The 12,294-nt window shown below is 64.7% G+C and carries 12 protein-coding genes; 5 read left to right on the top strand and 7 right to left on the bottom strand.

The window, feature by feature from the left end; translation table 11 throughout:
* Positions 1-9 precede the first annotated feature (9 nt).
* The gene (locus KCG88_RS26085; protein WP_042941187.1) at positions 10-1,062 is read left to right on the top strand and encodes an NAD(P)-dependent alcohol dehydrogenase; all 1,053 of its coding nucleotides are present in this window, start codon (positions 10-12) and stop codon (positions 1,060-1,062) included.
* Positions 1,063-1,257: 195 nt separating this feature from the next.
* Entirely contained in the window at positions 1,258-1,476 is a 219-nt protein-coding gene (locus KCG88_RS26080; RefSeq protein ID WP_241774721.1) for a hypothetical protein, read from the top strand.
* 85 nt (positions 1,477-1,561) lie between these two features.
* Here KCG88_RS26080 and KCG88_RS26075 read toward each other — a convergent pair whose 3' ends face one another.
* A complete protein-coding gene (locus tag KCG88_RS26075; protein WP_210713437.1) occupies positions 1,562-2,236 on the bottom strand; it encodes an ATPase in 675 nt (224 codons plus the stop codon).
* A gap of 246 nt (positions 2,237-2,482) precedes the next feature.
* On the opposite strand from KCG88_RS26075, the gene KCG88_RS26070 reads away from it, so the two are divergent.
* Together KCG88_RS26070 and KCG88_RS26065 are read left to right on the top strand one after the other, a co-directional pair.
* Positions 2,483-3,124: a LysE family translocator gene (locus KCG88_RS26070; RefSeq protein WP_047336409.1), complete on the top strand. Its 642-nt coding sequence runs from the start codon at positions 2,483-2,485 to the stop codon at positions 3,122-3,124.
* A 13-nt stretch (positions 3,125-3,137) separates the two neighbouring features.
* Entirely contained in the window at positions 3,138-3,623 is a 486-nt protein-coding gene (locus KCG88_RS26065; protein WP_210713436.1) for a hypothetical protein, read from the top strand.
* On the opposite strand, the gene KCG88_RS26060 is transcribed toward KCG88_RS26065, so the two are convergent.
* Complete coding sequence (locus KCG88_RS26060) at positions 3,624-3,806, bottom strand: DUF1289 domain-containing protein (RefSeq protein WP_047285867.1); 183 nt, start codon at positions 3,804-3,806, stop codon at positions 3,624-3,626.
* A gap of 3 nt (positions 3,807-3,809) precedes the next feature.
* Positions 3,810-4,181, bottom strand: coding sequence for a hypothetical protein (locus tag KCG88_RS26055; protein WP_047286088.1), 372 nt, complete (start codon positions 4,179-4,181; stop codon positions 3,810-3,812).
* A gap of 112 nt (positions 4,182-4,293) precedes the next feature.
* Here KCG88_RS26055 and KCG88_RS26050 point away from each other — a divergent pair, with 112 nt between their 5' ends.
* Positions 4,294-6,171, top strand: a complete 1,878-nt coding sequence (locus KCG88_RS26050; protein WP_210713435.1) for an amidohydrolase — start codon at positions 4,294-4,296, stop codon at positions 6,169-6,171.
* Between the two features lie 66 nt (positions 6,172-6,237).
* Here KCG88_RS26050 and betA read toward each other — a convergent pair whose 3' ends face one another.
* From betA to speB, 4 genes are all read right to left on the bottom strand, one after another.
* On the bottom strand, positions 6,238-7,929 hold the full coding sequence (gene betA / locus KCG88_RS26045) for a choline dehydrogenase (protein WP_047285863.1): 1,692 nt from the start codon (positions 7,927-7,929) through the stop codon (positions 6,238-6,240).
* Between the two features lie 2 nt (positions 7,930-7,931).
* The gene (locus KCG88_RS26040; RefSeq protein ID WP_210713434.1) at positions 7,932-9,500 is read right to left on the bottom strand and encodes a cytosine permease; all 1,569 of its coding nucleotides are present in this window, start codon (positions 9,498-9,500) and stop codon (positions 7,932-7,934) included.
* Between the two features lie 140 nt (positions 9,501-9,640).
* On the bottom strand, positions 9,641-11,149 hold the full coding sequence (locus KCG88_RS26035) for an aldehyde dehydrogenase family protein (protein WP_210713546.1): 1,509 nt from the start codon (positions 11,147-11,149) through the stop codon (positions 9,641-9,643).
* A gap of 86 nt (positions 11,150-11,235) precedes the next feature.
* On the bottom strand, positions 11,236-12,213 hold the full coding sequence (gene speB, locus KCG88_RS26030) for an agmatinase (RefSeq protein WP_047285859.1): 978 nt from the start codon (positions 12,211-12,213) through the stop codon (positions 11,236-11,238).
* Positions 12,214-12,294: the final 81 nt, after the last annotated feature.

Raw genomic sequence — 12,294 nt, 5'->3', positions numbered from 1 at the left:
ACGCTGATCATGCAAACCTTCGGTTACGCAGCGCAGTCCGCCGGGGTTCCCCTGGCGCCTTTCACCTTCCAGCGTCGCGCCCTGCGCGCCAACGATGTGGCGATGGAAATCCTCTATTGCGGGGTCTGCCACTCCGACCTGCACCAGGCGCGCAACGACTGGGGCGCCAGCCGCTACCCCATGGTCCCGGGCCACGAGATCGTCGGCCGGGTCACCGCCGTCGGCCCCGAGGTCAAGCAGTACAAGGTCGGCGACAGCGTCGCCGTCGGGTGCATGGTGGACTCCTGCCAAGTGTGCGACCAGTGCCGCAAGGGCGAAGAACAGATGTGCCGCGAGCACAATACCCAGACCTACAACGGCCTGGACCGCATCACCCGCGAGGTGACCTACGGCGGCTATTCCAAGCACCTGGTGGTGCGCGAAGAATTCGTCCTGCGGGTGCCCGAAGGCCTGGACCTGGCCAAGGCCGCGCCGCTGCTGTGCGCCGGCATCACCACCTATTCGCCGCTGCGCACCTGGAATGTCGGGCCCGGCAGCCGGGTCGGGGTCATTGGCCTCGGTGGCCTGGGGCACATGGCGGTCAAGCTGGCGGTGGGCATGGGAGCCAAGGTCACGGTCCTGAGCCGCAGCGCCGACAAGCGCGCCGACGCCCTGGCCCTGGGCGCCGATGCGCTGCTGGTGTCCAGCGATCCGCAGGCCATGGCCCGCGCCCAGTCGAGCTTCGACCTGATCATCGACACCATTCCGGTGCGCCACGACGTCTCGCCCTACATGCCCCTGCTGGACATCGACTGCACCCTGGTGATCGTCGGCCAGGTCGGGCCGATCGACGAACAACTGACCCTGCCCATGCTCCTGGGCCGGCGCCGGCTGGCCGGTTCACCCATCGGCGGCATTGCCCAGACCCAGGAAATGCTCGACTTCTGCGCGCGCAAGAACATCCTCCCGGATTGCGAAATGATCGCCATGCAGGACATCAACCAGGCCTTCGAACGCATGGAACGGGCCGATGTGCGCTACCGCTTCGTGATCGACATGGCGTCCCTGGGCAGCGGCGCCTGAACCCGGCCTGGCGCCAGCAGTGAACGCTCGCAAGTGAATGAATGATCGATAGCGGCACCCTTGCCTATTGCTTTGCACCGCCGTGTCGATAACCCGTCACACCGCTCCCTCTGGCGCGCCGCTGCCCCCACCCGGGCCGCGGCGCGCCAGAGGGGGCGAGCGACCTTCATTCGATAGCGAGACGATTCAATGGTTATGTTGCTGATCCTGTCAGGGCTGGCCCTTATGGTGGCCATGCAGTTCGCGATTTTCTGCGTGGCCCTGAAGAATTCTTTGGGCAATGCCATCCTCAGCCTGTTCATTCCCTTCTATGTGTACGTCTACGCCAGGAAAGACCCGCAAGCCCGGCCTTTTCTCTGGGGCTGGTACCTGGGCATCGCACTGCTGATCGCGGGGGTTCTGGCCTCGGCCTAGGGCCCGCGCCCCAGGGCGAGGCCGGCCAGGCACAAAGCAAAAGCCCCGAACATTCGGGGCTTTTTTCATCAGGCCTGCCTGCAACTCATTGGTTGGCCGCCATCTGCCCCGCTTCGCCCTGGCTCATCAGGGCCTTGAGCGATGCGTCGAACTGCTTCAGGGCATCGACCTGCAACTCGGTCTGCTGGTTGATCTGCGCAGCGATCTCAGGCGCCGCCTTGCCCCGTACCCAGACCGACGGCAGTTCCTTGGCCTGGATCCCGGCTGCCTGGCCGATGTACTGCAGGTTGGCGTCATAGAACTTGGCGATGAAGCGCGCCTCGACCTTGCTGTTGCGCTTGGTCACCAGCTGGTTGTAGGTGTCGAGCATCACCACCACATCGGGGTGGGCCTGGACCACCGCGTCAAGGCTGTCATAGACGGTCACCGAGCCGAAATGCTTCTGCAGCGAAGCCATCAGCCAGTCGATGGCCCGTTTCGGGTCCGAGCTGTTGACGAAGGCTTGGCTGATGCGCGGATCGAGGCCGGCATTCTTCGCCCCGTTGAGCGCCACCGCATGGTAGTGCTCCAGGTATTGCAGGGTGCTGATGGTGTTTTCGCTGTACAGCACGCCTACCGACTGCGCGTGTTGCAGGTCGGCGCTGCTGTCGGCCATGGGCAGGAAGTGGCAGGAGGCGTCGTCAGTGGCGAGGGTGGCCGCAGAAGCCCCGGTTCCCGCGATCAAAAGCACCACAAGGGTCACTAGAGTCGAGATTTTCATCGGGTCTTTCCTTCTGCAGCAAGCACGGTGTAAACGCTATCTTCCTCCTTTGCCGAAAAAACGGAACCTGCACTTTTTGATGATAACTATCGATTGCAGCAATGGTTGACAATGGGCACCGATGCGCCCCGGAAGCGTTGGCCTCCGCCGCTCGCACCCTTCGATAAAACCGTCAATTTCTGGCATACAGCTCGCCCGCGCCCCGATAGAATCAAGCCCCCTTTTTCTGCAAGACGAGTCCGGACCATGGATGCTCACTCGATACTGACCTACACCCTGGTGGCCGCCATCGCCATCGCCAGCCCCGGCCCCGCTACCCTGGTGGCGCTGCACAACAGCGTGGCCTACGGCGCCAAGTCCACGCTCTGGTCATCGTTGGGCAATGTCAGCGGGCTGTTCTGCATGTCTGCCGCGGCCATGCTCGGCCTCGGGGCGCTGATCGCCAGTTCCGAATGGATTTTCAATGCGGTGAAGATCGTCGGTGCCGGCTACCTGTTCTACCTGGGTGCCAAGCAGCTGTTCAGCAAGAGCCCACTGCTGAGCGAAGCCAGCGCAGGCAGCGCCAAGGTCGGCAAGCCGCCGCGCCTGAAGCTGTTCAAGTCGGCCTTCCTGACCGCCGCCACCAACCCCAAGGCGACCATCTTCTTCACCGCCCTGTTCCCCCAGTTCATCGACCAGCACGCCGCGCTGCTGCCGCAGTTCTTCATCCTGACCCTGATCTTCATGGCGCTGTCCCTGACCTCCCTCAGCGTCTACGCGGTGCTGGCCTCCCGGGCCAAGGGCGTGCTGACCCGGCCGGCCCTGTCCAAGTGGGTCAACCGGGTGGTGGGTTCCACCTTTATCTTCTTCGGCACCACCATCCTGGCCATGCGCCGGCAAACGGCCTGAGCCCTCAGACGCGATGCAAATAGACCTGCTCAAGGAATCGCTGCTGGGCCACTGGGAAACCACTGCCGGCGTGCTGCAATGCGAATTGCAGTTCGGCAGCCGCCTGGTCTACGTCCAGCACCCCAGCAACGAACCGCCCCAGCGCCGGCTCGCGACCGCGCAGCAAGGGGTGCAGGCCGCCTGGGACGACATCCCCCAGGCCCTGGCCTTTGCCGAGCGCCTGTGCGTGCCCGGCATGCGCAAGGTCTGGCAGCTGTACGCACAAGGCCTGCTGTCGTGCCCTCCACTGGAGGTCTACTCGATTCATTTCCAGATCAACAGCCCTTACCCGTCCTACACCATTTCCCAGAACCCGGATTTCGACTGGGAGACCAGCCTGACGGTGGAGGACGAGCAGGGACAGGTGCACCGCCTGTCTCTGGCCGAGTACGAACCTGGGGAAGACTTCTGGCTGAGCGTGCGGCGCCTGGGCGCCGGCCAATTCCAGAGCGATACCTGATCAGCCCTTCTTTTTCTGCAAGGCCTTGAGCCGAATGCTGGCCCGCTGCACGGCGGCCATCTTTTCCGGGCGCTTCATGCGCTTCCATTTGCGGATGTCGTCCTTGCTGCGCCCGCAACTCAGGCACAGGTCGCCACTGAGCTGGCACAGGGCGATGCAGGGGTTGTCGATTTCCTTGGCCATGGCTCAACCCCGGCCCGGGCGCAGGCGCTTCAGGCGTTGCGCCCAATCGCCACCATTGACCCGCCGGCATTGCTCTTCGCTGTCGAAGAACACACGGGTTTCCAGGGCGTCGAGGTGAACATCGGCCTCTTCCAGGGCCCGGGCCGTCAGTTCGAGCATCCGCGCGCACTGCCCGGCCGCCAGGGCCTGCTCCTGGTGGGCCTGGGTGTCGAAGACCCAGACCACCACCAGGCTCGCCGCAAAGGCGGCGTAGTCCACTTCGTGGGTCAGCCAGGAAAAACCGATGATCTCTGCCTTGGCGGCTTCGCAGGCTTCGGTCAGGGTGGCGGCCAGCAGGCGCTCCATGGCGGCCTGCTGGCGTTTGTCGAGGGGCATGAGAACCTTGAGCAAGGAAAAAAGGATGCACAAGATACCTCAAACCAGTCACCTGCGACGGCGCTTTGCGGCTAGGCTAGTGCGCTCCTGCCCGCTTCAAGGAAGAACGCCCATGCAAAAGACCTGCTTCGCGCTGCTCATCGCAGCGCTCCAGCTCGCCAGTGCCAGTGCACTGGCGGCCACGCCGCCGGTGGCCGACGCCATCTGGTTCAACGGCCCGATCATCACCATCGATGACCAGCACCCCAAGGCCCAGGCAGTGGCGGTGAAGGACGGCAAGATCCTCGCCGTGGGTGACCGGCAACACGTACTCAAGAACAAGGGCCCGGCCACGCAGATGCTCGACCTCAAGGGCGCGACCCTGCTGCCGGGCTTCGTCGACCCCCACGGCCATGTGTCGATGGTGGGTTTCCAGGCTGCCAGCGCCAACCTGCTGCCGCCACCGGATGGAGCCAACAACAGCATCCCCGGGCTCCAGGAAACCCTGCGCCGCTTTGAACAGCAGTCACCGATCCCCAAGCAGTTCGGCGTGCTGTTCGGCTTTGGCTATGACGATTCCCAGTTGCAGGAACAGCGCCACCCCACCAAGGCCGACCTGGACGCCGTGACCCGCGACCTGCCCGTCGCCATCGTCCACCAGTCCTCGCACCTGGGGGTGCTCAACAGCAAGGCGCTGGAACTGGCGGGGATCGATGCATCGACCCCCAACCCGGAAGGCGGGGTGATCCGCCGTGTCGACGGCAGCCAGGAGCCCAACGGGGTGCTGGAGGAAAACGCCTTCTTCAACGCCCTGATCAAGGTCTTCCCCAAGCTCACCGCCGACCAGGCGGTGGACATGCTCAGCGCCGGGCAGAAGCTGTATGTCAGCTATGGCTACACCACGGTCCAGGACGGCCGCTCTTCCCCGGACCAGGTCAAGACCGCGATCAAGGCCGCAGGCGATGGCAAGTTGCTGGCGGACATCGTCTCCTACCCGGATATCCTCACCCCCGGCGTCAAGCAACTGATGGTCGCGCCCTGGTATCACCCGAGCAACCAGCCGGTGGTGTACAACCAGCACTTTCGCATTGGCGGGGTCAAGCTGACCCTGGACGGTTCGCCCCAGGGCAAGACGGCCTGGCTGAGCCAGCCCTACTTCAAGCCGCCCCAGGGCCAGGACGCCAGTTATGCCGGCTACGGCGTGGTCAAGGACGCCGACGCCCTGGCCATCTATAAAGAGGCCCTGGCCAACCGCTGGCAGATCCTCTCCCACGCCAACGGCGACCGCGCCATCGACCAGTTGCTCGGCTCCATGCGTGCCGCGGAACAGGCCTACCCCGGGGTCGATGTGCGGCCGGTAATGATCCACGGCCAGACCCTGCGCAAGGACCAGGTGGCCGAACTCAAGCAACTGAAGATCTTCCCTTCCCTGTTCCCCATGCACACCTACTACTGGGGCGACTGGCATCGCCAGTCGGTGCTGGGGCCCGAACGCGCGGAAAACATCTCGCCGACCCAGTGGGTGCTCCAGGCCGGGATGAAATTCACCACCCACCACGATGCACCGGTGGCGCTACCGGACTCCATGCGAGTGCTGGCGGCCACGGTCAACCGCACCACCCGTAGCGGCTACGTACTCGGCCCGGACCAGCGGGTGACGCCCTTGCAGGCGCTGAAGGCCATGACCCTGTGGTCGGCCTACCAGCATTTCGAAGAGGACCGCAAAGGCTCCATCACCCCGGGCAAGCTGGCGGACTTCGCGGTGCTCTCGGCCAACCCGCTGACCGTCAAACCCGAGACCCTGAGCGAGATCCAGGTGCTCAAGACCGTCAAGGAAGGCCGGGTGATCTATGAGCGTCCGGCAAAGGTGGCAGGCTTGCCGCCGCCGTTCGGGATGCATGGCGATCCGTCATTGTCGGTGCCCCAGGGCATCAAGGCCGTGGCCCAGGGCGACGGCGACCTGGGCCCGGCCCTGGATGTGATCTACGACCGGCTGGCGCCCGCCCAGTGAGGTAAAACCCAACGTCGGCTGTCGTGTTCTGTACACGGCAGCCGGCGCAGGTTTTCCCCCTCGCGGTCATTCAACCCTCACCTTGCGTACCGGCGCCCCCGGACGCTGGCGACTTTCCCAATCCGGGGCCAACCCCACCGCAACCTCGTCAGCCACCAGCAGCTTACGCCCGCGCACCAGGTCGGCGGCACGCTCGGCGAGCATGATCGTCGGCGCATTGAGGTTGCCGTTGGGCTCGCTGGGAAACACCGACGAGTCGATCACCCGCAGGCCTTCAAGACCGTGGACACGCAGTTCGGAATCCACCACGGCCATCTCGTCCTCGCCCATGCGACAGGTGCCGCAGGGGTGATAGGTGCTCTCCAGGTTCGCCCGCACGAACTCGTCGATCTGTGCATCCGTGTTGACCTGCGGCCCCGGCGCAATCTCGCCGTCGCGGTAACGGTCCATCGCCGGCTGGCCGATGATTTCCCGGGTCAGGCGCACACAACGGCGGAAACCCTCGCGATCCTCCTCGCGTTGCAGGTAGTTGAAGAGAATTTCCGGGTGCTCGTACGGGTCGCCGGACCGGGCCCGCACATGGCCGCGGCTCTTGGGTTTGTTGGGGCCGGTGAGCACCATGAAGCCATGCCCCTTGATGGGTTTGTTGCCGTCATAGCGCATGGCCGCGGGCAGGAAGTGGAACTGGATATCCGGCCACCCCAGGCCCTGCTCGGAACGAATGAAACCACCGGCCTCGAAGTGGTTGCTGGCCCCCAGGCCGTCCTTGAACAGCAACCAGCGCAAACCGATCAGCAGCTTGCTCAGCGGGTCCATCTTGCTGTTGAGGGTCAGCGGCTCCTTGCAGCCGAACTGGATGTAGACCTCGGCGTGATCCTGGAGGTTTTCCCCCACTCCCGGCAGCACGTGCCGAGGCTCGATCGACGCTTTGCGCAACACCTCGGCCGGCCCGACACCGGAGCGTTGCAGCAGGTGCGGCGAACCGATGGGGCCGGCGGCGACCAGCACCTCGCGGTTGCACCGCACTTCATGGACCTGCCCCTGACGGTCATAGGCGACGCCCACCGCGCGCTTGCCCTCGAAGAGGATCCGGCGCGTCATCGCCTGGGTCAGCACCGTCAGGTTGGGGCGCCCCATGGCCGGTCGCAGGTAGGCATTGGCGGTCGAGCAGCGCACGCCGTTCTTCACCGTCATGTGCATGGCGCCGAAGCCCTCCTGCATGAAACCGTTGCAGTCTTCGGTCCTGATGTAGCCCGCCTCGACACCGGCATCGATCCAGGCCCGGTACAGGGGGTTGTGCATGTTGTTGCCATTGTTAGTGTGCAACGGCCCGCCCTGCCCGCGGTAGCTGTCACCGCCGGCCTCGTAGTCTTCCGCCCGCTTGAAATACGGCAGGCAGTGCCGATAGCCCCAGTCCCGCGCCCCCAGGGCTTGCCACTCATCGAAGTCATGGGCGTGGCCGCGGATGTAGACCAGGCCGTTGATCGAGGACGAGCCCCCCAGTACCTTGCCCCGCGGGCAATGGATACGCCGGCCGTCGAGGTAGGGCTCAGGCTCGGTCTGGTAGCGCCAGTTGTACTTGCTGGTGTTCATCGGCATGGAAAAGGCGCTGGGCATCTGGATCAGCACGCTACGGTCGCTGCCCCCGAACTCCAGGACCAGCACCGAGGTGCCCGGGTCCTCGCTCAAGCGGTTGGCCAGCACGCAGCCGGCCGATCCGGCACCAATGATGATGTAGTCGAATGTTTGCCTGCTCATGGTCATCTCCCGACCGTCAATTGATTGAGAATCGGCAGCGCCTCGCGGGGTTGCGCGAGCCCTTCGGCGCACGCTCCCGCGGCGTCCTCAAGGCGCAGGATCACCGCCTCTTCGTGCGCCAGGTCCAGCGAACGGCTCAGGCCGTAGTAGGCCACCCCGGACACCACCAGCCCCACCAGCCAGGCAACGTCGATACTGCCCAGGGCCCTGGCCAGCGGGCCGACATAGACCTCGCGCTGCTCCACGCCGTCGTAGATGTAGAAGAAGGGGATCATGCTCGCGAAGCCGATGGCGTAGGCGACGATCCCGCGCAGGCCCCAGCTGCCGTAGAGGTTGCCCCGGGGCATGAAGAAGTGCGTGATGGCGTAGCGCCCCTTGCGCACGAAGAAGTAGTCGGTGAGGTTGACCGAGGTCCAGGGCACCAGGAAATACAGCATCACCACCAGGTAGATGCTCAGCACCGACAGCCCCTGGTTCGAGCGCTGGATGCTCAGGGCCACGCCCAGTTGCAACAGGATCACGAAGAGAATCGCCAGGACCCGAGCCTTGCGCGTCGGCTTGATGCTGATGATCGAGTCGACACAGGTCAGGGTGGTCAGCTTGGCGCTGTAGATGTTCATGGCGATTACCGGCAGGAACGCCAGGATGGTCACCAGCACCACCGCCGTGCCCACCAGCGGTGACAAGGTGTTGCCCACCTGCCCCAGTGCCACCAGCACATCGGTGGAATGCAGGTGGTCGGCCAGCCAGCCGCCCACGGCGATCATCCAGGCGCCGGACAACGAAGCCCCGAGGAACACCACGGCAATCAGTTTGCCGCTGTGGGTGTGCTTGGGCAGGTAGCGCGAGTAGTCGGACACATAAGGCGCATAGGCGATGTTGTAGCTGGCCGCAGCGGCGAACTGGGCGACGCCGCCGGACCAGTTGAAGCCCAGGGGCTGCGGAGCCACGCCGCCTGCCGCCACGGCCAGCGGTTGGGCATCGGGCACCCAGTGCATCAGTACCGCCAGGCTCACCAGGCCATAGAGCGGCAGCGACAGGTACAGCGCCCACTTGAAACTGCGGTGCATCCAGTCGTGGCCAAGAATCGCCAGGACCGCCCCCGGCACGGTCACCGCCAGGGCCACCAGCAGCGGATCGAAGCCGAACAACGTCTGCAGCCCCTGCATCATCAGCACCAGGTTGACGATGTTGAAACCGGCGAACACGAACAGGGTCGCCAGCAGCACCAGGATCACCCCGCGGTAGCCGAACTGCGCCCGTGACTGAATCATCTGCGGCAAACCCAGGTGCGGCCCCTGGGAACCATGGAAGGCCATGAACAAGGTGCCGAACATGATGCCCAGGGTGCCGGTCACCGTGGTCCAGAACGCCGTGAGGCCGACGCTGGGCCCGACAAAGCCGATGGTCATGGTGAAGAAGGTGAAGTTGCCCAGAAACCAGAACGGCCCCTGGCTGGAGAGCTTGTCGGTGCGTTCGTTTTCCGGGATGTAATCGATCGAATGGACTTCGACAACGGAGCCGTTGTCGGCATTGGAGACACTCGGAGCAGGCTGGGCATTAGTGTTCATGATGGGCTCTTATTGTTGGTCGATATCATGACGCGGCACTGGTGCGGTACTCGATGCCTGGGCACCTCCTGCAGGCTTTGATGGGGGGATGTACGGGCGCCCCAAGGGCGCCCGAAGTCGGTACAAGGCAGGCTCGCCTGTCAAGGCAGGGTGATCCAGACCGCCTTGGTTTCCATCAGGTGGTCGAGCTGCTCCGGCCCCAGGTCCTTGCCGAACCCCGACAGCTTGTAGCCACCAAAAGGCATCGCGGGGTCGATGGTGCTGTGGGCATTGACGTACACCGAGCCGGCCCGCAGACGCGGAATCAGGCTGTGAACCCGGCCCAGGTCGTTGGAGTAGATCGCCGCCGCCAGGCCATAGAGCGAGTCATTGGCCAGGGCCAGCGCCTGCTCGTCATCGTCGAAAGGCGCGGTGACCAGCACCGGCCCGAAGATCTCTTCCTGGACGATGCGCATGTCATTGCGGCAATGGGCAAAAATGGTTGGCTCGACAAAGTACCCCGGCCCCTTGAGCGGCTGGCCGCCGTAGACCAGCTGGGCGCCCTCGCCCTTGCCGATCTCGATGTACTCGCAGACCCGCTGTTTCTGCTGGGCCGATACCAGGGGGCTGATGAAGCAGTCCGGGTCCAGCCCCGGGGCCACCTTCAAGGTCCGGGTGTAGGCGATCAGCTCATCGAGAAACGCGGCATAGATGCTGTGGTGGATATAGGCACGGGTACCGGCATCGCAGACCTGCCCCGAGTTGAAGAACACACCGTTGGCCACGGCCTCGGCGGCCGCGCGCAAGTCGGCGTCGGCCAGCACGAGCACCGCCGACTTGCCCCCCAGTTCCAGGGTCAGGCGCTTCATGTCGTCCAGCGCCGCGCGCCCCACGGTACGGCCTACCGGGGTCGACCCGGTGAAGCTCAGTTTGTCGATCCCCGGGTGCGCGGCCATGGCCGCACCGATCACGCTGCCGCGCCCGCTGACAATATTGATCACCCCGGCGGGGATACCCGCCTCTTCCACCAGCTCGGCGAAGCGCAAGGCCGAGAGCGACGTCAGCTCGGCGGGCTTGACCACCACCGTACAACCGGTGGCCAGGGCTGCGCCCAGCTTCCAGGCCAGGGTCTGCAACGGGAAGTTCCAGGGCACTATCACCCCGACCACGCCCACCGGCTCCTTGCGCGTGTACGCCAGGTAATTGCCCGGCAACGAGGGCTCGACGGTGCGCCCGTGGAGCTTGCTGGCCCAGCCGGCGAAATAGCGCAAAGTGTCGACCGTGCCCTGGATATCGACATCCCGGGCACTGGCCACCGATTTGCCCATGTCGATCGATTCGATTTCCGCCAGTTCCGTAGCGTTGTCCGCAATCAGTTGCGCCAGGCGGTGAATCATCGCCTCGCGCTCCAGCGGCTTGAGCAGGCTCCATTCGCCGCCGTCGAACTGCTTGCGGGCCGCGCGCACGGCACGCTCCAGGTCCTCCACGGTGCCCATGGGAATATGGGTGAGCAGGCCCTCGGTGGACGGCTCGCGGACCTGCGCGGTCTGGCCGTCGCTGGCATCGACCCAGGCGCCGTCGATGAACATCTTCTGCGCCTTGCCGAGAAAGCGCTGAGTGGCCTCGCTGATTGCGAACTGTTGCAGGTACTGCTTGACGATCGTGTCCATGTTCATGCCCTCTGCCCGACGCTGGGCGTCGAGTCACTGTGCTTCGTTGATCGCCCCAGGTCGATGCCGGAGGCAGGTGTGTCTCATTACCGGGAGCGAGCCTGGGCGCGCTCATGGAAGATGAAACCGAGGCTGTTGAGCAGCAGCTGCGCCGCCAGAATCGAGGTGATGCCCGAGGGGTCGTAGACCGGCGCCACCTCCACCAGGTCCATGCCGACGATCCGCCCCTGGCTGCGCCTGGCCAGGGCCTGGATGATCTCCAGTACTTCGTAGTAGAGGAACCCGCCATGGCTGGGCGTGCCGGTGCCGGGGGCGATCGAGGGATCGAAACCGTCAATGTCGATGGTGATGTAGTAGTCGATGCCCTCGGGGATCAGCGCCAGCACGCCTTCGGTGCCCAGGCGCCGGACCTCGCGGACCGAGAGGATCTTCGACCCGGCGGCATGGGCCGCCTCGTAGTCGTCGCGGTTGGATGAGGACACGTTGCGGATCCCCATCTGGGTCATGCCGACAATGTGCTGCATCTCCGAAGCCCGGCGCAGTGGGTTGCCGTGGCCATAGCGCACGCCGTGACGCTCATCGACAAAATCCAGGTGGGCATCGAAGTGAATGATATGGATCGGCCCGCGCCCCTCGAACGCCTTGATCACCGGAGCGTGCACCGAGTGATCGCCCCCGAGCACCACCGGCATGGCGCCGGCCTGCAGGATCTTGCCCACGGCGAACTCGGTGTTGGCGTTGCTGGTGGCCATGTCGGTGTGAACGATATCCGCATCGCCCACGTCCACCATGCGCACATCCTCCGCGGTCAGGTACATCACATCGTCTTCGTGGTCGTAGGCCCCGGCGTGGCCGAAGGAAAACAGGGTAGACGCCTCGCGGATCCCGCGCGGCCCGAAGCGCGCACCGGAACGCCATTGGGTGCCCATGTCGTTGGGCACCCCGAGAATCGCCACATCGGCATCCAGGGTGTCCCAGTCGGTGCACACCGGGGATTTGGCAAAGGTGCAATGGCCCACGAAAGGCAGGTTCAGGCGGCCGGACTCATAACCGTGCTTCGACATGTTCAGCGTCTCCATTTCTTGTTATTCGCTGGGGCGGGCGGGTGCGGCCGCCGCCGTTGAATCGACTATGAGCGCTGGTTT

It is taken from the genome of Pseudomonas sp. MWU349, from assembly GCF_017947325.1.
GTDB classification, from domain to species: Bacteria; Pseudomonadota; Gammaproteobacteria; order Pseudomonadales; family Pseudomonadaceae; genus Aquipseudomonas; species Aquipseudomonas protegens.
This window is presented reverse-complemented; position numbering and strand designations above follow the sequence as displayed.